The sequence below is a fragment of the Hymenobacter algoricola genome (assembly GCF_039539525.1).
Lineage (GTDB): Bacteria > Bacteroidota > Bacteroidia > Cytophagales > Hymenobacteraceae > Hymenobacter > Hymenobacter algoricola.
Genome location: NZ_BAABDH010000106.1, coordinates 1 through 25577 on the forward strand (window position 1 = coordinate 1; position 25577 = coordinate 25577).

Sequence of the window (25577 nt, forward strand, 5' to 3'; positions counted from 1 at the left end):
AAGGGCAAACTGTAGTCGCGCTGACTACGCCGCGCACGCGGCTCAAACTCGGTTTTCATGACACCTTTTGGAAAAGCTGTCAACATATTTCCGGACCCGACATACTCCTGAAAAAAGCCGGCCGGGAACGTTCCCGGCCGGCTTTTTTGCTGGCGTCCTAACCAAGCGCCGGAAAAGCGGGTTTTATTTCGGTAAACTTCAGCTTCAGTCCCGGCCGACGGCCAGCCCAACCAACCAAAACTCCCTCTTCTTCCGACTTATGAAACGCGTCCTCATCACCGGTGCCAACCGCGGCCTGGGCCTCGAACTCACCCGCCAGTACCTGGAGCGCGGCGACCAGGTGTTTGCCGCCTCCCGCCAGCCCGACGCCGCCACCGACCTGCTCACCCTGCAGGAGCAGTTTCCCGGCCAGCTCACCCTGCTGGCCCTCGACGTGACCAACGACGCCTCGCTGCGGGCGGCCCACGCCGCCGTGGCCGCCAAGGCCGAGGGCCTGGATATTCTCGTCAACAACGCCGGCATCCTGCCCGGCCACCCCGGGGCCGGCGTCGGCGACGACCCCGCCACCCAGCGCCTGGGCCAGCTGCGCTACGACGATGCCATGCAGGTGCTGGCCACCAACGCCGTGGGGCCGCTGCTAGTCACCCAGCAGTTTCTGGATCTGCTGAAAAAGGGCCAGAAAAGCCGCATTGTGAGCATTTCTACCGGCCTGGGCTCTCTCACGCTGAAAGCTTCCGGCAGCCAGTACCACTACAGCGCCAGCAAGGCGGCCATGAACATGTACATGCGCACGCTGGCCATTGAAGCGGGGCACGACAACCTGATATCCATCATGGTCGACCCCGGCTGGATGCGCACCGATATGGGCGGCACCGGCGCGGCCCTGCTCCCCGCCGACTCGGCCCGCGGCATCATCCGCCTCACCGACCAGCTGCACGCCGAGGAAAACGGCAGCTTCGTGACCTGGCAGGGCAAGCCCGTGCCGTGGTAAACCGGTTCGGGCCCGCTCGCTCCCGCAAAAGGCTGCCTCCGGGGCAGCCTTTTTTGTGCCGCCAAACCGCCCGCCGGGGCGCTGTCACCCGATACCCTGATTAAAAAAAGGCAAAATACCGGCTGAAATCAATCCCCGGCGGCGCAAGGCCCGTAAGGCTAAGCATTCCTTTATTTTTCCGCTTCTAAAGCCCTTACGCATGAAAACTAACTTTACTCGCTGGATGAGTTCCGTAAAAGGAACGAGCCTCGGTGTGCTGCTGGCCGGCGCCGTAGTCCTGCCCACCGCCGCCCAAACGGTGTATGGTCTGGCGGTGCCCGCCTCGGCTACCACCGACCGCACGCTGGTTTCCTTCAGCGCTACCTCGCCCGCCACGCTGACAACTCCGATCCTCATTACGGGCCTGGCGGCCGGTCAGACGGTAGTCGGCATTGACTTCCGGCCCAACACCGGCGAGCTGTTTGCCCTGGGCTATAACTCGCTCAGCACCCAGGCGCAGCTCTACACCCTGAACCGCGCCACCGGCGTGGCCACCAGCGTTGGGGCGGCCATCGCCCTGAACCTGGGCACCAACCCTTTCCGCATCGGCTTCGACTTCAACCCGACCGTGGACCGCATCCGCGTGGTGAGCGGCATCGGCACCGACTTCCGCCTCAACCCCAACAACGGCGCCCTGGCCGCCACCGATGGCACCCTGGCCTACGCCTCCACCGACCCCAACGCCGGCCAGACGCCCAGCGTAGGGGCCGTGGCCTACACCAACAGCTACATCGGCAGCACCGCCACCACGCTCTATGACATCGATGAGGCCAACAGCCGGCTGACCATCCAGAATCCGCCGAACAACGGCACGCTGAACACGGTCGGCCCCCTGGGCATTACCATCGACAACTCCAAGGTCACGGACCTCGACATCTACTTCGATGCCGATACCCGACTGAACACGCTGTATCTGGCCGTGGCTACCTCGACCTCGACCACCCAGGCCAACACGGACCTCTATCGGCTCAACCCCACCACCGGAGCCGCCACGCTGGTAGGTCCCGTAGGCAGCGGCCCCATCGTCGCCATTACTGACATTGCCTTCCAGACCGACCGGCCGGCGACGCTGCCAACCATCACGGGGCAGCTGGCCTACGCGCTGGCGGGCAGCAACCTGCTGACCTTCGACACGGCCCTGCCCGGCTTCATCCGCACCTCGGTGGGCCTGACCGGCTTCGACCCTACCCAAACCCTGGCGGGCCTGGATGTGCGCCCGCTCAACAACGCGCTCTACGCGCTGGGCTACAACGCCGTTACCCAGACCGGCCAGCTCTACACCATCAACGCCGCCACCGGCGTGGCCACCCAGACCAGCGCCCCGCTGCCCCTGACCCTGGGTACGGGCAGCATCGGCTTCGACTTCAACCCGACCGTGGACCGCATCCGCGTGGTGGGCGCCAACCGCAACAACTACCGCCTCAACCCGGTGAACGGGACCCTGGCCGCCACCGACGGGCCGCTGGTCTACACCTCGGGCTCGAATATGCCTTCCATCGGGGCCGCGGCCTACACCAACAGCTTCACTGGCGCCAGCCCGACCACCGGCACCACGCTCTACAACTACGATGAGGTGCTCAACGTGCTCAACACCCAGGCCACGGCCAACCCGCCGATGGACGGGCAGCTGACCACGGTGGGCGCTTCGGGCATCATCGTCAACACGACCAGCCCCAACGTGGACCTGGACATCTACAGCACCGGCGTGGGCGTGAACACGGCCTACCTGGTGGCCAACCCCGGCGCCTCGCCCAACAGCAACCTGTACACGGTTAACCTCACTACCGGGGCCGCTACGCCCGTGGGCGCCATGGGTGGGGGCCAGATCGGCAACGGCATCACCGTGCGCGACATTGCCGTGGCCGCCGCCGGCGGCGTGGCCACCGGCGTGCGCAGCCGCACCGAGTTGGCCAGCACCGCGCTGAACGTATTCCCCAACCCGGTGACCAGCCAGGCCACGGTGAGCTTCCGCCTGGATAAGGCCAGCCGCGTGGACATGGTCGTGTTTGATGCCGTCGGCCGCCAGGTGCAGACCCTGCAGGCGGGCACTCTGCCGGCCGGCGAGCAGACCCTGCGCTGGGAAGCGGGCAAAGCTGCCGCGGGCCTGTACTTCCTGCACCTGTCCATCGACGGCCAGCCCGCCGGCGTCAAGCAGGCCGTCGTGCTGCACTAAGCTTTGTCTTAATCTGTAAAAAAGGCCCGCCGAACATTTCGGCGGGCCTTTTTTTATGCCTGATACTGTCCGTCCGCCACTTCAGGCCGGATCGGCCAGCAGGTGGGCATGGTCGCGCAGCACGGTGCGCAGAAAGGCTTCGTCGGGCAGGTCGGTGCGGATGCCGGTCAGGGACTTTATTTTCTGGGCCACTTCATTAAGCAAAATGAAATTGTTGCGCTTAAGCCCCTGGTAGAGCAGGCGCCGGATCAGGTTCACGTCGTGGTCGGTGAGCTGCGCGGCCTGCGGAAACACCACCATGTAGCCGTGCAGCCGCTCGGTTTCGGTGGGCAGCGGCGTATCCGGCCCCGGCCGCAGACTCACGACCACGGTGTTGGCAGCCAGGTCGCCGAGCCGCTGGCCGCGCCCGTTGAGCAGCACGGCCACCACCGCCACGCTGCCCAGCGTGGCACTCACCTCCACCAGGCCCAGCAGCCAGCGCAGCAGGTAGTCGCCCAGTCGGGCGCGGGAGCCGTCGCGCCGGGTCACCTTGATCTGCCGGGCTTTTTTGCCCAGGCTCTGGCCGTTAAAAAACGTTTCGCACCCCGGATGATACACCAGCACGGGCAAAGCCAGCAGCAGCAGCCGCAGCATCTGGCGCTCATCCTGCGAGCTGGTGGCCTGCTCAATCAGGAAGTTCACCCCAATCGAATACCCCATCAGCACCACCAGGTCGATCAGCTGGGCCAGGATTCGGTCGCCCACGCTGGCCACGTCGTATTCCAGGGCCACGTTCTGGGCCGTCTGCACGCGAATAGTACTCATCAGCAGTTATTTTAAATCCGGGGTAAAAACGCCGCGGCGGCGCGGGCTATTTTTTTATATTTGTCAGACGCTGCTATTAGCGCCTATTCCTATTTCTGCGGGGCTGACGCCGTATGCGCGAAGTTATTTTTCTGCGGCAGAACCAGGCCAAGTGGCAGCACTACGAAAGCACGCCACCCGGGGGACCTGATGAGCTGGCGGCCCGCTTCATTGAGCTTACCGACGACCTTTCGTACGCCCGCACGTTCTATCCGGACTCCCCCACCACGGCCTACCTGAACACGCTGACTGGCAAGCTACACCAGGCCCTGTACAAAAACAAAAGCGTGGAGCAGGGCCGCTTCCTGCAGTTCTGGCGCCGGGAGCTGCCCCTGCTGGTGGGCCACTACCACCGCACGCTGGGCGCGGCACTGCTGTTTTTCCTGCTCTGCACGGCCCTCGGCGCCCTGTCGGCCGCCCTCGACGAGTCCTTCGTGCGGGTGGTGCTCGGCGACCAGTACGTGAACCAGACGCTGGCCAATATCGAGCGGGGCGACCCAATGGCCGTCTATAAGGGCGGCAACGAAGGCGTGATGTTTCTTTACATCACCCTCAACAACATCAAGGTGTCACTGCTGGCGTTTGCCAGCGGGCTGCTGCCGGGGCTGGGCACGGGCACTATTCTCTTCAAAAACGGCATGATGCTGGGCGCTTTTCAGTATTTCTTCCACCAGAAGGGCGTGCTGCTGCCTTCGCTGCTCACCATCTGGATTCACGGCACTCTGGAGATATCGGCCATCGTGCTGGCCGGCGGCGCGGGACTGGTCATGAGCCGGGGCATCCTGTTTCCGGGCACCTACTCCCGGCGCGAGTCCTTTCAGCGGGCCGCCCGCGACGGTATGCGGCTGGTGCTGGGCCTGGTCCCGATTTTTATTGTCGCCGGCTTTCTGGAAGGCTTCGTGACGCGCCACACCGAGATGCCACCGGCGCTGAGCCTGCTCATCATCGGCACCTCGGCCGCCTTCATCGGCTGGTATTTTATCCTGTATCCCCTTCATTTGCGGCGCCGGCTGTCGGCAGCCCCCGTATCCTGATCCTGCTATGGCCCATCTGCCCTTCACCCGCCCCACCGATTTCCTGCGCGAGCGGGAGTTTGGTCCCAAAATCGAGGCTTCCTTCGACTTCGTGCGGGCGCACTTTCTGCCCCTGGGGCGCTGCCTGGTCTACATTGTGCTGCCGCTGCTGCTGCTGCAGGGCATTGCCACCGGTCTGATGCAGGCGCGCATGGGCGGCGTGCTGAATACCTGGCGCACCGCCCTCAAAAACCAGGGTAACCAGGCCGCGTCGATGCAGCGGCTTACCGAGATGATCAACGGCCCCGAGTACTGGCTGGCGCTGGTGGCCAGCCTGTTCTCCTTCACCCTGCTGGTGCTGACCGTGTACGGCTACGTGGTGCTGCGCCTGGAAAAGGAGGACCCCGCCGCGCCCGTGACGGTGCCCGAAGTGTGGGCCCTGGTGCGGCAGCGCTTCGTGGGCGCCCTGCTGTCGTTTTTCGGGTTGGCCCTGGGCGTAGTGGTAGCCGCGGCCGCCATCAGCTTTGTGCTGATCATGCTGGGCCGCCTGCTGAGCACCAACCCGGCTATGGCCGTTTTGCTGGTATTCGTGATATACGGCGCCATGGCCTACGCCATGGTTGTGCTGAGCCTGTTCTTCATTGTGCAGCTGCGGGAGCGGACGGGCTTTTTCGCCACCATTGGCCGCTGCTTTACCCTGGTCTGGGGCAAGTGGTGGTCCACGTTCGGGCTCATTGTGGTCATGTCGATTCTGCTGCTGCTGCTGGTCATGGTCGTGTACACCGGCACCACGCTGATCAGCGCGCCCTTTGCCATCGACCCGGGGCATACGCCCACGGTCCTGGGCCGGATTACGTCGGTGGTGGCGGCCTGCCTGAACTCCGTAGCGTTTATGGCGCTATATCCCCTGCTGTTTCTGGCGCTGGCTTTTCAGTATTTCAACCTCGTGGAGCGCAAGGAAGGCCACGGCCTGCACGCCCTGGTCAATTCCATTGGCCGGCAGCCCGAGCCGCTCACGCAGCCCCGCTCCTTCCCCGCCGAAGATGAAGGTGAATACTAGCCAGCCGGCGCGCCCCCTTACCCACCGGCTGCGGTGGGCCGTGCTGCCCGTGCTGGCGGTGCTAACTTGCGCCCCGGCCCCGGCGGTAGGGGCGCGGCCGGGGCCGGGGCCACCCCTAGCGCTGCCCGCCGACCGCACCACGCCCGTCCGGCTGCGCCAGCCGGCGCCGGCCCGGCTCCGGGCCTTCCGCCAGCAGACCGAGTTTCAGTACGTGGAGCCGGTGGCCGCCGAAACCAGCGCCTGGAGCCTGTTCTGGCGGCAGCTTAGGGAGTGGCTGGCCGGCCTGTTTGCCCGCCCCGGCTACCGGTACGGCGGCCGCTACGCCGTGTACGCCGCCTTTGGCCTGGCTTTCCTGTACGTGCTGCTGCGCGTTCTGCAGCTCGACTTCACCAATGTCTTCGGCCGCACCGCCCGCCCCCTGCCGCTGCACTACGAAGCCAGCACCGAAGACATTCACGGCATCGACTTCACCACCCGCCTGACCGAGGCGGAGGCCGTGGGCAACTACCGGCTGGCCGTACGGCTGGGCTACCTGCTGGTGCTGCACACGCTCACCACCCGGCACCTCATCGACTGGCAGCCCGAGAAAACCAACCACGACTACCTGCAGCAGCTGACCAACACGCCCTGGCAGACGGGCTTTGCCACGCTCACCCGCCAGTTTGAGTACGTCTGGTACGGGGAGCAGCGGCTGACGGCGGGCAGCTATGCGCCGGTGCGCGAGGCCCGGCAGCAGTTTCTGGACGTTCTTTTCCATCCGGCCGCCTGATGACGAGATTCCGCGCCTTTCTGCTGGCTTTGGTCGGGCTGTTTGCCGCCTTTGTCGCCGTCGAGTATTATCAGCCGGAGCCCACCAGCTGGCGGCATACCTACCAGAACAACGACAAGGTTCCCTACGGCACCTACGTGCTCTACGACCTGCTGCCCGACCTGTTCGGCCGCCAGCCCGTGCGCACTATCCGCCAGCCTATTGCCAACCAGCTGCTGCCCGGCCTGGGCACCCGCGCGTACGCCGACACGGTGCGGCCCGCCGCCACCCGGGTGCTGGCCGCATCCGCCAACTACCTGTTTGTGCACCACTCCTTCGAGCTCAGCCGCCTCGACCGGGCCGCGCTGCTGCGCTACGTGGGCCGCGGCAATCACGTGTTTATTGCCACCGAATCGCTGGACGACCTGCTGGGCGACACGTTGCGGCTGCATCTGGCCGTGCAGAGCCCAAGTCAGCGCCTGCAGCGGCAGGCCCGGCGTCGGGTGGCGCCGGCCGCCAGCGCCCCGGACAGCACCACGCTGCGGCTGCTCAACCCGGGGCTAGCGGCAGACCGCTTCCGCTTTCCGAGCAATGAAGTCAACTGGTTCTTCGTGCCCGACAGTGCCTGCCGGGCCACCGTGCTGGCCGTCAACAGCCAGCAGAAGCCGGTGCTGGTGCGCGTGCCCCACGGCCGGGGCTTCGTGTACCTGAGCTCTACGCCGGCCGTGCTGAGCAACTACTTTCTGCTGCGCCCCGCTACGGCTGGCTTTGGCTTTGCCGCCCTGTCGTACCTGCCCGAGCGGCCCGTTTTCTGGGACGAGTACCAGAAGCAGGGCCGGCTGGGTGAGCAGTCGTTGTGGCGGGTGGTAAGTCAGCACGCGGCCCTGCGCTGGGCCACCACGCTGCTGGGGGCGGGGCTGCTGCTTTTCGCTTTGTTTGAGGCCAAGCGCCGGCAGCGGGTGATTCCCGTCATCAAGGCGCTGCCCAACACGACGCTGCTCTTCACCCGCACGGTGGCTTCGCTCTACCGTCAGGACCACAACCACGCGCTGATTGCCGAGAAGAAAATCAGCCTGTTTCTGGAAACGCTGCGCCACCGCCTGCAAGAGCCGGCGCTGGACCTGAATGAGGACGCCACCCGGGACCGGCTGGCCCAGAAAGCCGGCCTCAGCCGGGCCCGCATCGATGAGATGGTGCGCGTGATTCACTTTGTGCGCACTGCCCCGCAGGTGCGCGACTCCGAGCTGCAGAAGCTTAATCAGGTGCTAAGCGAGTTTCGCCACAGCGCCTTTTCCTAATTGCACTATGCCGCATAATTGCATTCAACCTATTTATAACTATTCCAATAGGACCACTGCACTTGAATGACAGCGCAAAAACCAATCATATCTGTAAAAAACGATGTAATTATCCCTTTACCCATTCGCCCCACCTGTCAATCCCTGTGCTTGCCCAATATGGAAAATAATTTGTCTGATTCCTTCCCTCAGGATCCTGCTGCTCCCGAGTCCGGTTTGGCCGCCCGGCCCGCCGACCAGGCGGCGGCGCCTTTCACCCCCCGCGCTGACTTCAGTGTGCTCACGGCCAGCGCCGAGGCCATCCGCCGGGAGCTGGGCAAGGTCATTGTGGGGCAGCACGAGCTGGTTGAGCTGCTGCTGACCGCCATTCTGGCCGATGGACACGTGCTGCTGGAAGGCGTACCGGGCGTGGCCAAAACCCTCACGGCCAAGCTGCTGGCCCGCACCCTCAACGTGCCCTTCAGCCGCCTGCAGTTCACGCCCGACCTGATGCCCTCCGACGTGCTGGGCACCTCCATCTTCCGGCCCAACAAGGGGGATTTTGAGTTTCGGCCCGGTCCTATTTTCGCCAGCGTGGTGCTGATTGACGAAATAAACCGCGCCCCGGCCAAAACCCAGTCGGCCCTGTTTGAGGTGATGGAGGAGCGCCACATCACCCAGGACGGCACCACCTACGCCATGCAGGAGCCGTTTCTGGTGCTGGCCACCCAAAACCCGATTGAGCAGGAAGGTACCTACCGTTTGCCCGAAGCCCAGCTCGACCGGTTCCTGTTCAAGATTCACATTGGCTACCCAACCACGGAGGAGGAAGTAGCCATTCTGCAGGGCCACCACGCGGGCTTCGGCGGCACCCCGCTGGAAGTGGTGCAGCCGGTGCTCACGGCCGCCCAGATTGCCGGGCTCCGGCAGCTGGTGCGCCGGCAGCACGTAGAGCCCAAGCTGCTGGAATACATTGCCAAGCTGGTGGGCCAGACCCGGGCGCATAAGTCCCTGTACCTGGGCGCCTCGCCGCGGGCCTCGCTGGCGCTGCTCAACGGCGCCAAAGCCCTGGCCGCCCTGCGCGGCCGCGACTTTGTGACGCCCGAAGACGTGCAGTACTTAGCCCCGGCCGTGCTGCGCCACCGCATTCTGCTCACCCCGGAGCGCGAAATGGAAGGCACCACGACCGACGACGTGGTCAAGCAGATCATCCAGGCGGTTGAAGTGCCGCGGTAAGGACCGGCCATGCGGAACCTCTTTCTGACCCGACGCTTCTTTCTGATCCTGGCGGCAATAGCCGGCGGGCTGCTGGTGAGCTTCTTCGTGCCGGTGCTGCTGCTGCCCCTGCAGCTGGGCGTGGCGCTGCTGGGCGTGCTGGCGCTGCTCGACGGGCTGCTGCTGTACGCCCCGGGCCGCCCCGGGCCCGGCAGCGTGCTGGGCCGGCGCGTGCTGGGCGAGAAGCTCGCCAACGGCAGCGACAACGACATTGCCATCTACCTCGAAAATACCTACCGCTTCCCGGTCCGCACCGAAACTATCGACGAGATTCCGCCCCAGTTTCAGCGGCGCGACGTGCTGTTCCGGGCCGCGCTGAAGGCGGGAGAAACCAGCATTATCCGCTACCAGCTGCGACCGGTGAAGCGCGGGGAGTACCATTTCGGGGCGCTGAACGTGTTTGTAGCCTCGCCGCTGGGGCTGGTGCGCCGCCGCTTCCGCTACGGGCAGCAGCAGATGGTACCCGTGTACCCATCATTTCTGCAGATGCGGCAGTACGAGCTGCTGGCCATCAGCAACCGCCTCACGGAAGTGGGCGTGAAGCGCATCCGGCGGGTGGGCCGCAGCATGGAGTTTGAGCAGCTGCGCCCCTACGTGCCCGGCGACGACCCGCGCACCATCAACTGGCCGGCCTCGGCCCGCCGCAGCAGCGCCGGCGACGACACGCTCGTCGTCAACCACTATCAGGATGAGCGCGCCCAGCAAGTGTACTGCCTCATCGACAAGGGCCGGGTGATGCGCATGCCGTTTGAGGGGCTCAGCCTGCTCGACTACGCCATCAACGCCACGCTGGTGCTGAGCAACATTGCCATCCTCAAGCACGATAAAGCGGGCCTCATCACCTTTGCCGACCGGATAGGGGCCATAGTGCCCGCCGACCGGCGGGGGGGCCACATGCGGCGGCTGCTGGAAGTACTTTACAAGCAGCGCACGAAGTACCTGGAAACAGATTTTGAGCTGCTTTACACTAATGTCAAAGCCAAAATCCGGCAGCGCAGCCTGCTGATGCTGTTTACCAACTTCGAAACCCTGAACGGCCTGCAGCGCCAGCTGCCCTACCTGCGCCGGCTGGCCAAAGACCATCTGCTGCTGGTGGTGTTCTTCGAAAATACCGAGCTGCGGGAGTTCCTCGATGCGCCGGCCACTACCACCCAGGATGTGTACAACCAGACCGTGGCCGAAAAATTTGCCCAGGAAAAGCGGCAGATTGTGCGGGAACTGCAGCGCTACGGCATCCACGCCCTGCTCACAGCACCCCAGGACCTGACGGTCAACGCCATCAACCGCTACCTCGAGTTCAAAGCCCGGGGGCTGATCTGAAATCCGCCGAAGCCGCCGCCGCAAGGCCAGCTTCGGGCAATAACTTCGGGCGGAAGCGCAGGTGCTGGACTGCGTGGTGCCCGAAGCTGGCCGGCAGGGGCAGGTAGCCGCTCGAAGCATCCCGGCTGAGCGTAGCCGACCCCAGCAAAACAGATCCGGACCCGACCAGCCCGGCGCGAAGGAAAATTCCCGGACCAAGCATTTTACCCCGCCGCCGCCACGAGCCGCACCGGGGTAAGGCGCGGGGTAAAAAAGCCTGAATGGACAAGTTGTGGCCCTTCTTTCCGGGCTCGGCCCGGTCGTTGCTTATCTTTCGCCGGCCTTTCCCTTCCCGCTATGCCCCTATCCCGCCTGCTCACTGCCCTTCTGTTTGCCGTCCTGCTGCTGGGCCCGGGCCGCCAATTGGCTGTAGCCTTGCCCCTGGCCCCCGTGCCCGAAACCCGCAGCCTGCTGCCGGTACCCGCCGCGGTGCGCTGGGGCCAGGGCCGCTTTGCACTAAAGCAGCAGTGGCGGGTGCAGCTGCAAAGCCTGCAGCCCGACTCCGCCATCCAACCCGCCGTAGCCGAGCTAAGCCAGTGGCTGGGCCGCCAGAGCGCCGACCAGCGGCTAAAAACCGGGTTTGTCGGCGCCGGCGCCCCGGCCGACCTGATTATTCAGTACGGCCGGGCCGGCATCATCACCCGGGCCGATGAGGATGAGTCGTACAGCCTGCGGGTGACGCCGATGGGCATTTCCCTCACGGCCCCGACCAGCTTCGGGGTGCTGCGCGGCCTGGCCACCCTGCGCCAGCTGCTGACGGCCGACAAGAAAGCCCGGTATTTCCCCGAAGCCGACATCACCGACGCCCCCCGCTTCCCGTGGCGGGGCCTGCTCATCGACGTAGCCCGCCACTTCCAGCCCGTGCCCGTTATCAAGCGCAACCTCAACGCCATGGCGGCCGTGAAGCTCAACGTGCTGCACTGGCACCTCTCCGATGACCAGGGCTTCCGGGTGGAAAGCAAGGTGCTGCCCCGCCTGCACGCGGTAAGCGGGCAGTACTACACCCAGGCCCAGGTGCGCGAGGTGCTGCGCTATGCCGCCGCCCGCGGCATCCGGGTAGTGCCCGAGTTCGACGTGCCCGGCCACACCACGGCCTGGCTGGCGGCTTACCCCCAGCTGGCTTCCAACGACTCCGTTTACGCCCCGGCCCAAACCTGGCGCACCCTCAACATTGCCATGGACCCGACCCGGGAAACCACCTACCAGCTTATCGATGAGCTGCTGGGCGAGATGACGGCGCTGTTTCCCGACCCGTACTTCCACATCGGCGGCGACGAAAACGACGGCCGGCAGTGGCGGCGCAGTCCGCGCATCATGGCCTGGGCCAAGGAAAAGGGCTACCTCAAAGACAACGGCCAGCTCGACAAGCACGCCCTGCAAACCTACTTCAACCGCCGCGTGCTGGCCTCGGTGCAGAAGTACGGCAAGATGATGGTTGGCTGGGACGAGATTCTGGGGCCGGGCCTGCCCACGGATGCCGTTATTCAGAGCTGGCGGGGCCGCAAAGGGCTGGCCGAAGCGGTGAAGGCCGGCCACCCCGCCTTACTGTCTCACGGCTACTACCTCGACCTGAACCATACCGCCGCCGCGTATTACCTCAACGACCCGCTGCCCGCCGACGCGGGCCTGACCGCCGCCCAGCAACGCCTGGTGCTGGGCGGCGAAGCCACCATGTGGGCCGAGTTTGCCGACAGCGTCATTCTCGACAGCCGCATCTGGCCCCGGGCCGCGGCCGTGGCCGAGCGGCTGTGGGCGCCGGCCGCCGTGCGCGACGTGCCGGATATGTACCGCCGGCTAGCCCTGGTGGCGCAGGAGCTGGAAACGCTGGGCCTGCAGCACCGGCGCGCCCCCGAGCAGCTGCTGGCCACGATGGCCGCGGGTCGGAACGTGGCCCCGCTGCGCACCCTGGCGGGCGTGCTGGAGCCGGTGAAAGACTACAAGCGCCACTTCCAGGGCCTGTTTTATACGCCCCAGACGGCGCTTACCCGCCTCGTGGATGCCGCCCCGGCCGAGTCGGAGGAGGCCCGGCAGTTTGGGGTGGCCGTGGAGGCGCTGCTGGCCCGGCCGGCGGGCAAGGCGGCCCCGGCTGCTCTTATAGCGGTGCAGGCTCCGCTGCTGCGCTGGGCCGCCAACGACCAGCTGCTGCAGCCCCTGCTGACGACGGTTCCTTCCCTTACCGAATATGCGCCGCTTTCCGGGCGGCTCAGCGCGCTGGCCGGCCTGGGGCTGGAGCGGCTGCGGCAGCTGGAGACGGGGCTGCCGCCCTCGGCCGCGTGGCTGGCGGCAGCCCGCAAGCAGCTCGAAGCCGCCAAAGCACCCGCCGGGCAGGCCGAGCTGGCAGTGGTGCCGGCCTTGAGCCGCCTGCTGCTGACCGGAGCCCGCCCCGAATAATTATTGTCGGCGGAAAAATAGTCTGGCCCCGCTTTTATTCAGAAATTACGTCCATCATGTTATACCAGGAGCATTTTGCGGGCGGCTCGCTCTTTCAGCGCAGCCTGTTTTCGACCAAGTCATTCACCATCACCGACCACAAGGTCCAGGTTCGGGAGAAAAACCTGGCCGGGGAAAGAACCATGCTCGTGCCGTTCGAGGAAATCGGGCGCGACCGGCTGGTGAGTCTGCACCGCAAGCCCGAGATGCTGGTGCTGGCCGCCCTGGTGCTGGGCGGCAGCCTGCTGGGCTTTTACGATGCCCTCAGCAGCGCGGGCGGCTCCGTGGAAGGCCCGCTGGAGTGCGTGGTGGCGGCGGTGGTGCTGGCGCTGAGCTTTTTCATAACCCAGCAGCGCACCCTGCGGCTGGTCAACGATGAGCAGAAAGGGCTGGTGCTGTTTCTGCCCATCAAGGGCGAAGCACCGGCGGCGGAGGAGTTTATCCGGGTGCTGCTCAAGAAGCGGGATCTGTACCTGCGCCAGCAGTACGGCCACCTCAGCCACCTGCTCGACTACGACCTGCAGCTCAACCGCCTCACCTTCCTCTACAAGGCCAGCGTCATCAGCCAGGCCGAGTTCATGGCCCGCCGCGAGAAGCTCGACGCCCTGTTTCCGCAGAAGACCGATATGCCCTCGGGGTTTTCCTTCAGCCTGAATTAAAGCCCGAAGCCGGTTTCCGGTTTTTTTCCAGGACGCTGCCTGCGCTGACATTTCCGGCTGTTGAGTCGGTGTACAGACGCGTATTCGCGTCTCGTCGTGGGCGCCGTAGCTACTATTGTCGCTCAACGGGGGAGACGCAGGTAGGCGGCTCTACCTCATTCTGACTGCTTGCCTGCCAGCTCAGACAGCTGCTGAAGCTTTCCGTGCTATGGCCTTATAGCCTGCAGAGCCTCGCGCACGGGCTGCAAAGCCTCCCGCACGGGCTGCAAAGCCTTGCGCACGGCCTGCAGAGCCTCGCGCACGGCCTGCAGAGCCTCCCGCACGGCCTGCAGAGCCTTGCGCAGGGCCTGCAGAGCTTCGCGCACGGCTTACCACGACGCGGCCACGGGTGCCCGAGCCCGGCGCAGGGCCGGCATCGGCTGCCGCCAGCGCGGCCACCTACCTGGGCAGGACCCCTAAAACAGCACCGATACCTGCATGCGGCCGGTGTGCACGGCGTTCAGGCCCTTGGCTTTGCGCCCGTCGTAGGCCACGCTCACGTTGAGGCCGTTGCTGAGGCGCTGCTCCAGGTTCATATTCCAGGTGAAGTTGCTGCCGGGGCGCAGAGCGTTCAGGATTTCCAGCCCCACCAGCGTCGACTGCGCCTCTTCCCGATTGAGGCCCACCCGCACGTAGTGAATACCGGTCGTCACGGTGCGCTTGCTGACCTGGCTCAGGCGGGTGTCGAGGCCCAGCTCGTCGAAGGTGCCGTGTACGCCCTGGCCGGGGCCCTCCCGGGTGTTGAGCTTGCTGGTGCGCAGGTAGGTGCCGGTAAAGCGCAGGGACGTGTTGGGCTGGTAGCTCACCTCCGGCGCCACCTCGTAGATCAGCAGGCTGAAGTCGCGGGAGGCCTGCCCGCCGGGCAGGTTGGCCAGGTAGTTGGAAAAGCTGGCCCGCACGTTGCGCGAGGCCGTGAGGCGGCCGGTGAAGCTCTGGGCCAGGGTGCGCCGCAGCAGCAGCTGCTGGCTGGCCAGGTTGCGGGTGTCGGTGCCGTTGGTGAGCAGCACCTTCTGCTGGGTCTGCTGCACGGTAAACTCGGCCCCGAAAATCGGGTTCGACCGGTTGAAGTAGAGCGTATTGCGCAGCAGCTTGTTCAACGACAGCAGCAGCTGGTCGTCGGTCTGGAAGGCAAACGGGTTCAGGCGGGAGCCGAGCGCGGTGTCGGTGGTGCGGCGGTCCAGGGTGACGGTGGTCAGGGCCGAAAAGCGCGCCACCAGTGCCAGCAGCCCTTCGGCCTCACGCCACTGCCGCGGGGCGCTGACGGTGAGGCGGTAGCTGAAGCGGTTGGCAAAAGCCGTGATATAGTCGTCGGTGGGCAGGTACACCTTGATGTGGGTGCGGTACTGCGCGTCGGGGGTCTGGGCCTCGAAGAACTCCTCTTTGTCCTGGCGCTGGTTGTTGTTGGCGTCGCCGCCGTAGTAGTGGGTGCCCTGCCCGTTGCCCGCCGGGATGAAGGCGAAGTCGCGCCGGGGCTCCCGGCCGGTGGCAATGCTGTAGCTGAGCTCCGAGCGCAGCACGTTCTGAAAAAAGGTGGCGTTCCAGTCGATTTTGCTGAGCACCGTGCGCTGGCGCACACTGTCGCGGGCGGCCAGGTCGCGGTAGGAAGCCAGCACGTTCAGATCCTGGTTGCGGCCCAGGCGGCTGGTAAAGGCGCCCTGCCAGGTCTGGGCGCGGCCCCGCTCGCGCAGCTCGTTGAGCTGGGGCGTCGGCGTCTGGTCGCGGCGGTAGGTGTAGTCGAGGCGGAAGCGGGTTTTGGCGCTGTCGCGGCTTTGCAGGAAAAAGGCGTGCTCGTCGTAGTAGTTGGCCGAAGTCAGCGAGTCGCCGCCCGGCAGCGCCACGCGGTTCTTGTCGAAGCGGTAGGCGTAGCCGGGCACCACGGGGCCGCGCACGTAGCGGGCGGTGGCCTCGCCCCGGGCCCAGTCGGAGTGGCGGCGGCCGGCTTCGGAGCTGAGCAGAAACAGCCCGCTGCGCACCTCCAGGTCCCCGATTTTGCGGGCTACGTCAATCCAGTGCTGCACCCCGTCCACCTCCCCGGCCCGGTAGCGGCGGCTGAGGCGGTAGTTGACGTTGTTGTTGAAATCCCGGGCCACGCCCACCGAGAAGTTCAGGATGTTGTCTTCGCGGGACGTGCGCAGCCCGGTGGTACCCTGCGCACTGCTGGTCGTGCTCCAGTTGCGGTCAAACTCCACGTCCCGGTACCGGTCGATGGGCGAAAACCGGCTGCTGGTGTACTCGTAGTCGAGGGTGCTGCGCAGCTTGTAGCCCCGCAGCACGGGCAGCGCCAGGGGCCGGTCGAGCACGGCGTAGCCCACCCGAAACGCCTGCCCCTTGTCGGTGGCCGCCGAAAACCGGTTCAGGTCCAGCTGCGACGAGGCCAGATCCACAAACACCGTCGCCGTGGAATCGACGCGGTAGCTGGTGCCGACGGCGGTCAGCTGCTTCTGCAGGGGCGTGGGTATCACCCGCTCGGCCAGGTAGCTGCCCCGGCCGGGGCCGGCGTACTGAAACACCCGGCCGTTGGCGTTGGCATTCTGGCTGCTCAGGCTGTAGTCGCCCAGGCCGCTGCCCACCTGGGTGAAGCGCACGTCGTAGACGTTGGTCGTGTCGGTGGGCGGATACACGAACGTGACCACCGGCAGGCCGGTCGCGGGGTCGAGGATGATGGCCTGGTTGTACTGCACTTCCTGGCGGTTGTAGTCGCGGCGCACGCCGCCGGGCAGGCGCAGCTGGCTCACGTTGTCGGTGAGCTTGCGCAGCGTGTCGCGCTCGGTGGGCGTCAGCGTGAGGTTGGGCGAGTTGTCGGGGTTGTCGGCTTCGCGGTAGTAGTTGGCCCGCACGCTGAGCTTGCCCAGCTCCTGGTAGTGGCTCAGGTGGGTCAGGGAGCGGGAGTAGTTGAAGTCGGAGTACTCAAAATCGACCTTGATGCGCGAGTTGCGGGTAATCAGGTGACGGGGCGAAAAGGTTACCTCGGCCTGGTTGTAGTCAATGACGTAGTCGAAGTCGAAGCCCCGGGTCATCAGCCGGCCGTCGAGGAACACCCGCTCGGAGTTGGCCAGCACGATGATGAACTGCTCGCCGTTGGGGCCGCGCAGGCGGTAGGGACCCTGCACGTTTTCGATGGGGGCAAGGTCGAGCGAGGCAAACTTGCCCTTGGCTACGCCCGCCGCCGCCACAGTGCTGCTGCGCCGCCCGGGCCGCCCCAGGTTCACCTCGCCGGCGGCGCCCTGCACGTTTTTGTAGAAGCGCAGAAAGTAATCGGGCTTGTTGCGCAGCACCACGTCGCCGGCCGTCAGGTTCCAGCTGGGGTGGCTCAGGGTGATGTAGATCCGGTCAAACTCCTGAAGCTGCTGGGTGTTGCCCTCGGGCTGAAACGGCACGTTCTGGTCGGAAATGGCCGCCGTCAGGTTGATTTTGTCGGTGAGCTTGCCGTCGAGCTGCAGGTTGAGCGAGGAGTTGACGAACACGTTCTGGGTGTTGCCAAACGAGATGCCCCGCGACAGGTTGCCGGTTTTGCTGATACCCGGGGTGCTCAGAATCTGCTCCTTCACCCCGAAGTCGTCGTACTGCAGGGGCCGGCGCAGAAAGTCCAGGCTGTCCATCATGCTGCGGGGGCGGCGGTAGCGGGCCGCCGTCAGCTGCACGGGCAGCACCCGGTAGCACACCAGCACCGAGTCGGCCGCGCCGGCAAGCAGCAGGTCGGGCTGGCCGGGGTCGGGGTTGGGCAGGCGGCGGCCGGGCTGCACGAAGCGGTACTGGTCGGTGCGGGCATCGTAGGCCAGGGCGCGCCCCCCGATGGTTACCGACGTGGGCACGATGGTCAGCGTATCGGCCAGGGTGAAGGTGGTCGTGTCGCGGGCCGGGGTGAGGCGCACCCAGCGGCAGCGCCGCGACGAGGGCAGCCCCGCCTGCTGGGCGACGGCGGCGTGGGCGGCCAGCAAGACCATCAGCAGCAGGCAGGCGGGCAGAAGCCGATGCGTAATGCTGCTGATCATAGAAACGGGTTGCGGGAGAAAAGGAGCAAAAGGCGCTGGCACCACAACGAGAAAAGGCGTGCTATTCGTTTTTCGTTTTTCGTTTTTAGTTTTTGGCCGGACCCTTCAGCAACCAGTCCCAACGCCGGCTACCCGGACAAAAAACCATAATCAAAAACCACTAAGGATAGCCTACGCCGGGGCCAGCGGCAGCTCGATAAAGAACTGGGTGCCCACGCCCTCCCGGGTTTCGAACCAGATGCGGCCGCCCGCGCTTTCGATACCGCGCCGCGCCACGGCCAGCCCGATGCCGGAGCCGGTTTCCTTGGTGGTGAAGTTGGGCACAAAGATTTTGTCGCGCACCTCGTCCGAAATGCCTATCCCGTTGTCCTGAATGCGGATCCGGACCTGGCCGGGGCCCGCCATGTCCACGGCGGCCGTAATCTGGGGCGGCCGGGTGTCGGGCACTGCCTGCAGGGCGTTGATGAGCAGGTTGTTGAAGGTGCGCACCAGCAGATTTTCGTCGGCAAACACCTCGTAGCGGCCCTGCTGGGCGTCGGCCGGCTCCTGCAGCAGCAGCGTGCCGCCGTGGGCGCCGCCCTGGTGCAGGGCCACGCAGCGGCGCAGGATGGAGGCCACGTCGAGGCGCTCGGGGCGCATGGCGGGCAGGTTGGTGAAGTTGCTGAACGAGGTGGCAATGTCGTTCAGCACGTCGACCTGGGTTATCAGGGTCTGGGAAATCTTGCCGATCAGCTCTTCCACATTGGGCCGCTGCTCGGCAATGGCCTTCTGCAGAAACTGCAGGCTCAGCTTCATGGGCGTGAGCGGGTTCTTGATTTCGTGGGCCACCTGCCGGGCCATTTCCCGCCACGCGGCCTCCTTTTCCTGGGTGGCCAGCTCCTGCTTGCTGTCTTCGAGCTTGAGCAGCATGGCGTTGTACTCGCGCACCAGCAGCCCGATTTCATCCGACGACTCGTAGGCCAGCATCTCGTTCTGGCCCGTCAGGGTGGTATGCCGGAGCTTTTCGGTGATGACGTTCAGCGGATTCGTGAGCAGGCGCGAGGCCAGGAAGGTCAGAATCAGAAACAGGATGAACATCACGGTGAAGATGTTCAGAATGGTCGAAATCAGCTCGATGAGCTTGTTGTCCAGCTCTTTTTCGGAGTCGAAGAACGGAATGCCCACGTAGCCGGCCAGCGCCCCCGTGCGCCCTTGGCTGGTGGTGGTGCGCAGGGGCAGATACAGCGCATTAAACGACAAGGAACCGGCCCGCTCGGTGAGCAGGGTGCGGGGCTGCCCGCGCTCGGCCAGCGCGGCCACGGCCTGCGGGTTCATCAGCGGGCTCAGCAGCCCCGACTCGAAAATCAGGGGCTGGCTGCTCACCAGCAGCTGGCCGTGGGCGTCGTAGAGGTTCAGGTCGGTTTCGGTGAGGCCGGCCACGTTTTCGGCCAGGTCGATGAGCGGGGCCTTGCTGGCGGAGTCGGCCAGCAGCGCGTCGTGGCGCAGCAGGTTTTCCTGCACGGCCCGGCCGCGGCTGGCGTAGGAGCGCAGCAGGTCGCGCTTATACGACGAGGTCACCTGGCTGGCCGTGGCCACGCTCACCACCACCAGCGGCACCAGAATGCCGAAGTTGAGGAACAGCTGGATCTTGGTGCTGAAGTTGGCCTGAAAAGCATCCACGTACCGGCCCCGGGCCAGCATGTAGAGCCCGATGGACAACAGCCAGAAAAACGTGTGCAGCAGAAACAGAAAGGAGAAGTTGGCCAGCCAGTCGCTGAAGGTGTAGGTGGCCGTGGTGACGACCACCGTGCGGTTTTGCGGGCCGCGCACGGCCAGGTGGTGAAAGTCGTCGTCGGACAGGCCCGAGGTGTACAGGCGCGGGTCGCGCAGCTGCTGGCTGGCAAGGCGGTTGCTGTAGTCGAAATCCCCCTCGTTGTACACCAGGCGCCCGGTTTCGTAGCCGGCGTAGCTCAGCTCAGGCCCCAGGTTGGGCTGGAAGAACTTCTGGTCGACCAGCAGCTCGGGCACCACGCTGTTGGCCGTCAGCTTTTTCAACGACAGCTCCAGCAGCACCGTGCTGGCCCCGCGCCGGGTATCGGGCACCCGCACGAAGGCCACGTACTGGCGGGTGCTGAACGAGTTGCTGCCCCGCACCAGGTACAGGTTGGCCTGATCGGTGGGCTTGGCCCGGCGCAGCAGCTGCCGGCGCACCTGGTACAGCGACGGAGCCGGCTCGTCCCCGTCCAGGGCTTTGCCATTGGTATCGAAGAGCGACACCACGATTTCGTACTTGTTGAAATAGTCGCGCAGGTAGTACTTGACGATTTTCTGGCGCACCATGTCCTGGTTGGCAAACGGACTGCTCAGCTTGGCCCGGATCAGCGGGTCGGCGGCCAGCTCCCGGGTGCGCTCGGCCAGCAGGTACTCGCCCTGCAGGTCGTTGTCGACGAGCAGGTTGCCGGCAATATTCTGCTTGCTGAGCACCAGCTGATGGTCGAAATGCTCGTAGAGGGCCAGCGCGCCGACGGCCGAGCTGACGCCCAGCATCAGGAAAATGAACAGGTAGATCTGGTAGGGTACGGCGGCCCCCAGCTGCTTGAGGCCGGTGAGGCGCACGACGAAGAAAAACAGCAGCGTAAGGCCCAGCAGCCCCATATCCATCTGATCCAGCAGCAGCCCCAGGGGCAGAAACACCACCGTCAGGATGCCCAGCAGCAGCACGCCCAGCCGCCGGCTGCTGGGCCTGACCACCGAAATAAACAGCTGCGACAACACGTAGAAGCCCACCAGATAGCCGCCCGTGTGCAGCACGATAGCCAGGCAGAGCAGCAGCTTAAACCCACTGAACTGAATGTTCTGGGTGATATCCAGAACCAGCTGGGAGTTGTTGAAGCTGTTGGCGTAAAACTGGAACAGCAGCTCCAGCAGCCCCAGAAACAGCAGCACCACGATGCCCCCGAACAGCGCCCGGGACGGCAGGCCGTAGATGTGCCGGCCCCAGCGCACCAGCCCGTAGCGGCGAAACAGCAGCAGCCCGTAGTACGCCACCAGCAGCAGCAGAAAGGCGTTGATGAGCAGGTCGCCGAGCGACGGCGACAACCACGAGGCGGCGTACACCCGCGGATCGAAAAGGGGCACTTCAATAAAGGAGAAGGGCAGCCCAAAATACAGCAGCGCCGCCCGAAACGCCGCCAGCGACACTACAACGGTGGCCGCCGCCACCATGATTTCGCCTTTGGCCCGCAGTGCCCGCGCCAGCAGCAGCCCGGCCCACAGGTAGAGCCCAAACCCCAGCAGCAGCAGCAGCAGCGGCAGGTATTTGCCGGTAATCGGGTTGGCCTGCAGGCTTTCCACCGAAAACAGGTAGCGCTCTTCGCCGGAGTAGATTTTGGGCAGGTCGCGCCCCCCGGGGATGCCGGCGACCAACCGGACGCTCAAGCCCCGGAACAGGGCTGCCTCCTCCCCTTCCTTGAGGTAGCGGTTGCTGATGCCATAATACTTTTCCAGGGGCACGTAGGTCAGAATCACATAGGGCCCGGCCGTGCGGCGCAACGCCAGGAAGCGCCCGAACTTCATGTCCACAAGCTTTTCCTCGAAGTGCTGACTGACGTTTTCGGGCTCCGGCTGCATGGTGTGGTCCGACCAGTACCAGAGCTGCTCCCCGCGGAAAATAAAGCACGGATACGTGGTCCGCCCCACCAGGGAGCCAAAACTCACCTGCCCCTGCTGCAAACGGTCGGCTACTTCATCCGCTTCCTGCTCGGCCGTCGTTTCCGCTTCCTGCACCAGGGTTTGCAGCCGGGCTACGTCGGCCCGGAGCAGCACGTCGGCGGCCTGTCCGTAGTGAGTGCTCAGGTAGGCTCCCGCAAAGCAGAGCACCGCACCAAGCAGCAGCAGCAACGGAGACAGGTGGGGGGACTTCAAAGGCAGCGGGGCTGCGCCGGCGGGGTTGCCGGCGCCAAAACCAGGAACGGGTGAGCAACAAAAATGCCGCCAAAGGGCGGCATTTCCTAGTTTTTCGAGGCTTTAGAGGCCCCGGGCAAGACGGCCGGCGGCCGCCGCATCGTAGTGCGTACCCCCGAAAAAGTACAGCATCACCGTGCGGGAATAGCGAAACATAACCGGCGTAAGCCCTAGTACCACCGTCGCCACCGTCAGAATATACACCCACGCGGCCGGGTCACCGGCCAGAAAGTAGAGCAGCACCCCCGTCAGGACCACGATGCCCACGGAAAAGCCGTAGCTGATGTACATGGCCCCCCAGTAGAAACCGACTTCCGGCTCGTAGGTCTGTCCACACACCGGGCACGCGGCCGGCATCTCGTCGAACTTGGCCAGATTGAAGGCCGAATGGGTAAAAAGCCGGCCCAGATGACAGCGCGGGCACTTTTGCGCCAGCAGGGCCCGTAGTACCGACTGGGGGCCGGGCACTACTTCTTCTGGTGTGAGTGCCGGTACCAGAAGTAGCCGACCGTGCCGATCAGAATGTAGGGCACCGTCATCAGGTACAGAATGCCGCTGTTGAGCCCCGACGTGTCGTAGTCGCCATTCTCGTCGCGCGCTGACTCTACCTGGGTTTTGCACATGCTGCACTGCGCCGACGCGGCCAGCGGAGCCAGGCTCAGCAATACGCTCAGGCACAGCGCAAACAAGCTAAAAATCACAGTCTTTCTCATCTCTTAACTAACAGTCCCGGCGGCGTTAAGTTTCCCGGCCTCAGGTGTAATACGGCGAAATCATGAAGTACACGATAACGCCCGTAATCGAGACGTACAGCCACACCGGAAAAGTCCAGCGGGCAATGCGCCGGTGCCGGGCAAACTGCTCGGTCAGCGCGAAATACAAGGTAAACAGCACCAGCCCTACCGTGATGGCCGCCAGGGCAATATGGCTCAGCAGCAGCGCAAAGTACACGTACCGGATGGTGCCGACCCCGCCGAATTGCGTGGAGGCCACCTGGGAATGATACACCACGTACGAAACCAGGAACAAAGCGCCCAGCAGAAAGGCAGTGCCCATCATGGCCCGGTGCTTGAGCACTTCCTTACGGCGAATGAAGTAGTAGCCCAGCAGCAGGCACACGGCCGTCAGCGAGTTGAGCACGGCATTCAAAGCCGGCAGAAACTTTACCTGGGCGCCCGGAATACGGAAGGTTTCGGGAAAGTAGTGCAGAATAGCGACCAGCAGCGGTACCACTGCCGCCAGTACGGCCATCGTGATTCTGATCTTGGCATGGTTGCCGGGGTTAACGGCCGGACTCGTTGTGGTCATAGTCGTACAGCATAACGCTGATTTCGGTGATGAGGCGGTTTATTTCCTTGGCCTTCGTCCCGTCGTAGATGCCCCGCACGCGCTTGTCGCGGTCCACCAAGTACAGGTTCTGGCTGTGAATCAGCCCTGGAGCAGCGCCGGTTGGCGCAGGCAGGCGGTAATCCTGGGTAGCTAACCGGTAAAGCGCCGTTTTGTCGCCGGTCAGGAAAAACCATTTGCCCGCAATGGCCCCGTACTGCTCGGCGTAGCGTCCCAGCACCGCCACCGAGTCGTGCTCCGGGTCGACGGTATGCGATACCAGTTTCACCCGCGGCTCGTGCCGGAACTTCTCCTGCACCTTCATCAGCAGGCCGTTCATGCGCGGGCAGGCGCCGGGACAGGTAGCAAAGAAGAAGTTGGCTATGTAGAGCCCACCGTTCAGATCCTGCTGCGTGACGGCGCGCCCGGTCTGCGACAGCAGACGGAAATCGCCCAACTGGTGGAAAACAGTATCGCGCTGCCACTTCCCGCCGACCTGCGTCGAATCGACACGGTCGGGCAGGTAAGTTGGCAGCGCGTAACGGTTAGTGCCGAAGGTTTTCAGAAACAGAAAAGCCAGTACCGGCACGAGGAGCAGGAGGCCCAGCAACAGGGTTTGTTTGGGCCGCATCCGCTACTTAAAGATATTGTAAATCGCCTCGCCGATGTAGGAGCCTTCGGTGATGAGGGCTACCAGCAGCCAGATCAGCAAGGCCATCGGAATCAGAATAGTCCAGATCAGGCCTTTCGTTTCATGCTTCAGGTGCATGAACTCGGCCACGATGAAGAAGGCTTTGAAGATGGTCAGGATGATCAGGATCGAGTTCCGCAGGGTGCTCGGGTCCATGACAAACGTAACCGCAAACTCCAGGGCCGTGATACCAACCAGGACGAAGAAGGTTTTCCAGATCCAGCCGGTGTTGGGCTTCGCGATTTCGCCAAGTGGCTGCGTATGGTCAGGTGCGTGATTAGCCATCTGAGTAGGGTATTAAAAGCAAAGAAAAACGACTGGTCTCAGCTCGTGCTCAGACGAGGTAGAAGAAGGTGAAAACGAACACCCACACCAGATCTACAAAGTGCCAGTAGAGGCCTACTTTTTCTACCATCTCGTAGTGGCCGCGCTTCTCGAAGGTGCCGTTGGTGGTAGCAATGAAGCAGTAGGTGAGCAGCACCAGCCCGCTGAATACGTGCGTGCCGTGGAAACCAGTGATGAAGAAGAACAGGTCGGCAAACAGCACGGGGCCGTACTGGTTCATGGCCAGGTTGGCGCCGAAGAACGTGGTGCCGTCGAGCATTTTGGTGCCTTCATCCGTACCGTGGATGAAGTGGCTCCACTCCCAGGCCTGGCAGCTCAGGAACGTAGCGCCGAAGAGCAGCGTCCAGAGCAGCCACTTCTGCACGTCCGTCTTATCCATGCGGTGGCCGGCTTCGACGGCCAGTACCATCGTCACGGAGCTGAAGATAAGAATCATCGTCATCAGGGCCACGAAAGCCAGCGGCAGGTCGATGCCGTGCAGACCCGGGAAGGAGTTGAAGACGTGGTCGGGAATCGGCCAGTAGGCCGAGCTGAACACGAAGTCCTTGTGGTCGCCGGTGTAGGCCAGGTGACGGTGGCGAACCATCCCGTAGGTGGTCAGGAAAGCGGCAAACGTGAAGGCGTCAGACAGCAGGAAAAACCACATCATCAGCTTGCCGTAGCTTGCCTTGAAGGGTTCGTTGCCTCCGTCCCAGGTGCCCGAGCGGGGCTCTTCGTGGGAAGTGCTAGGCGAAAGCGTCTGCGTCGTGGAGGTGGTGGACATAGCGGGCAGGGTAAAAACGAAATCAGTGGTTCAAAAGTAGGAACAAATACAGGTACAACCAAAGCGCGCCGAGGAAGTGCCAGTAGATGGTAACGTTACCAATGGAGAGCATCTGGCGCGAATGCACCTGGTAGTTCAGGCTCTTACGCAGAACGATGAGCAAAAAGATAAGTCCCGTAATGAGGTGAAAAGCGTGCACGCCCGTCAGCACGTACAAGAACGAGCCCGATGGATTTGAGTCGACGCCCCCAAAGAAAATTTTGTTCTGCACCAGGTCCACCCACACATTCCACTGGCCGATCAGAAAGGCCGCGCCCAGTACAAAGGTCAGAATCAGACCGATTTGCACGCGCCGTACCTCGTCTTTGCGGGCCGAGAAATATGCCCACTGCACCGTAGCACTGCTCAGCGCCAGAATGATAGTGGTAATAAGCAAGCGGGCCGGCAGGTCAAATTCCAGCCAGTTGCCCTCCTCGCGCCGCACGATGTAGGCGCTGGTGTAGGCGGCAAAAATCATGGTGATGCTCACCATCATCAGCCACAGCAGAAACCGCAGTGGGTGGGTACCGGCGCCGGGTTCTTTTTCCGGCAAAAGCTCCGAAGTATTCATTG

Annotated in this window: 21 protein-coding genes; 10 read left to right on the forward strand and 11 right to left on the reverse strand. The window is 64.2% G+C overall.

The genetic code is table 11. The annotated features are described in order from the left end of the window. The first annotated feature begins 259 nt into the window (after window positions 1-259). Both ABD842_RS16955 and ABD842_RS16960 read left to right on the forward strand, forming a co-directional pair. Complete coding sequence (locus ABD842_RS16955; RefSeq protein ID WP_345116590.1) at window positions 260-991, forward strand: SDR family oxidoreductase; 732 nt, start codon at window positions 260-262, stop codon at window positions 989-991. Between the two features lie 223 nt (window positions 992-1214). After that, complete coding sequence (locus tag ABD842_RS16960) at window positions 1215-3203, forward strand: DUF4394 domain-containing protein (RefSeq protein ID WP_345116592.1); 1989 nt, start codon at window positions 1215-1217, stop codon at window positions 3201-3203. An 81-nt stretch (window positions 3204-3284) separates the two neighbouring features. Here ABD842_RS16960 and ABD842_RS16965 read toward each other — a convergent pair whose 3' ends face one another. Continuing rightward, window positions 3285-4007: an RDD family protein gene (locus ABD842_RS16965; RefSeq protein WP_345116594.1), complete on the reverse strand. Its 723-nt coding sequence runs from the start codon at window positions 4005-4007 to the stop codon at window positions 3285-3287. Window positions 4008-4120: 113 nt separating this feature from the next. Between ABD842_RS16965 and ABD842_RS16970 the strand changes: the two genes are divergently transcribed. From ABD842_RS16970 to ABD842_RS17005, 8 genes are all read left to right on the forward strand, one after another. Next, the gene (locus ABD842_RS16970; protein WP_345116596.1) at window positions 4121-5080 is read left to right on the forward strand and encodes a stage II sporulation protein M; all 960 of its coding nucleotides are present in this window, start codon (window positions 4121-4123) and stop codon (window positions 5078-5080) included. A 7-nt stretch (window positions 5081-5087) separates the two neighbouring features. Further along, window positions 5088-6119: a hypothetical protein gene (locus ABD842_RS16975; RefSeq protein WP_345116598.1), complete on the forward strand. Its 1032-nt coding sequence runs from the start codon at window positions 5088-5090 to the stop codon at window positions 6117-6119. Further along, entirely contained in the window at window positions 6103-6888 is a 786-nt protein-coding gene (locus ABD842_RS16980) for a DUF4129 domain-containing protein (protein WP_345116600.1), read from the forward strand. The genes ABD842_RS16975 and ABD842_RS16980 overlap by 17 nt, the downstream gene beginning before the upstream one ends. After that, window positions 6888-8165 (forward strand): DUF4350 domain-containing protein, encoded by a 1278-nt coding sequence (locus ABD842_RS16985; RefSeq protein ID WP_345116602.1) that lies wholly within the window; start codon window positions 6888-6890, stop codon window positions 8163-8165. Before ABD842_RS16980 ends, ABD842_RS16985 begins: the two co-directional genes overlap by 1 nt. A gap of 159 nt (window positions 8166-8324) precedes the next feature. Continuing rightward, window positions 8325-9380 (forward strand): AAA family ATPase, encoded by a 1056-nt coding sequence (locus ABD842_RS16990; RefSeq protein WP_345116604.1) that lies wholly within the window; start codon window positions 8325-8327, stop codon window positions 9378-9380. A 9-nt stretch (window positions 9381-9389) separates the two neighbouring features. Continuing rightward, window positions 9390-10739: a DUF58 domain-containing protein gene (locus tag ABD842_RS16995; protein ID WP_345116606.1), complete on the forward strand. Its 1350-nt coding sequence runs from the start codon at window positions 9390-9392 to the stop codon at window positions 10737-10739. 336 nt (window positions 10740-11075) lie between these two features. Next, on the forward strand, window positions 11076-13169 hold the full coding sequence (locus ABD842_RS17000; protein WP_345116608.1) for a beta-N-acetylhexosaminidase: 2094 nt from the start codon (window positions 11076-11078) through the stop codon (window positions 13167-13169). A 56-nt stretch (window positions 13170-13225) separates the two neighbouring features. Continuing rightward, on the forward strand, window positions 13226-13867 hold the full coding sequence (locus tag ABD842_RS17005; RefSeq protein ID WP_345116610.1) for a hypothetical protein: 642 nt from the start codon (window positions 13226-13228) through the stop codon (window positions 13865-13867). 206 nt (window positions 13868-14073) lie between these two features. On the opposite strand, the gene ABD842_RS17010 is transcribed toward ABD842_RS17005, so the two are convergent. The 10 genes from ABD842_RS17010 to ABD842_RS17055 all read right to left on the reverse strand — a co-directional run bounded on the left by ABD842_RS17010 (window position 14074) and on the right by ABD842_RS17055 (window position 25575). Further along, on the reverse strand, window positions 14074-14232 hold the full coding sequence (locus ABD842_RS17010) for a hypothetical protein (RefSeq protein WP_345116612.1): 159 nt from the start codon (window positions 14230-14232) through the stop codon (window positions 14074-14076). A 90-nt stretch (window positions 14233-14322) separates the two neighbouring features. After that, window positions 14323-17898, reverse strand: coding sequence for a hypothetical protein (locus ABD842_RS17015; protein WP_345116614.1), 3576 nt, complete (start codon window positions 17896-17898; stop codon window positions 14323-14325). A gap of 171 nt (window positions 17899-18069) precedes the next feature. Then, window positions 18070-21801, reverse strand: coding sequence for a sensor histidine kinase (locus ABD842_RS17020; protein ID WP_345116616.1), 3732 nt, complete (start codon window positions 21799-21801; stop codon window positions 18070-18072). Window positions 21802-21903: 102 nt separating this feature from the next. Further along, entirely contained in the window at window positions 21904-22308 is a 405-nt protein-coding gene (locus ABD842_RS17025; protein ID WP_345116618.1) for a DUF983 domain-containing protein, read from the reverse strand. Continuing rightward, entirely contained in the window at window positions 22308-22553 is a 246-nt protein-coding gene (locus ABD842_RS17030) for a hypothetical protein (protein WP_345116619.1), read from the reverse strand. The genes ABD842_RS17025 and ABD842_RS17030 overlap by 1 nt, the downstream gene beginning before the upstream one ends. Window positions 22554-22593: 40 nt before the next feature. Beyond that, entirely contained in the window at window positions 22594-23148 is a 555-nt protein-coding gene (locus ABD842_RS17035; RefSeq protein WP_345116621.1) for a DUF420 domain-containing protein, read from the reverse strand. Further along, window positions 23123-23797 carry an SCO family protein gene (locus tag ABD842_RS17040; protein ID WP_345116623.1) on the reverse strand — a complete coding sequence of 225 codons (675 nt, stop codon included), beginning with the start codon at window positions 23795-23797 and terminating at the stop codon, window positions 23123-23125. Before ABD842_RS17040 ends, ABD842_RS17035 begins: the two co-directional genes overlap by 26 nt. A gap of 3 nt (window positions 23798-23800) precedes the next feature. Next, window positions 23801-24142 (reverse strand): cytochrome C oxidase subunit IV family protein, encoded by a 342-nt coding sequence (locus ABD842_RS17045; RefSeq protein WP_345116625.1) that lies wholly within the window; start codon window positions 24140-24142, stop codon window positions 23801-23803. Between the two features lie 49 nt (window positions 24143-24191). Next, on the reverse strand, window positions 24192-24965 hold the full coding sequence (locus tag ABD842_RS17050) for a cytochrome c oxidase subunit 3 (RefSeq protein WP_345116627.1): 774 nt from the start codon (window positions 24963-24965) through the stop codon (window positions 24192-24194). A 22-nt stretch (window positions 24966-24987) separates the two neighbouring features. Continuing rightward, on the reverse strand, window positions 24988-25575 hold the full coding sequence (locus ABD842_RS17055) for a cytochrome c oxidase subunit 3 (RefSeq protein WP_345116629.1): 588 nt from the start codon (window positions 25573-25575) through the stop codon (window positions 24988-24990). Between the last annotated feature and the right edge of the window lie 2 nt (window positions 25576-25577).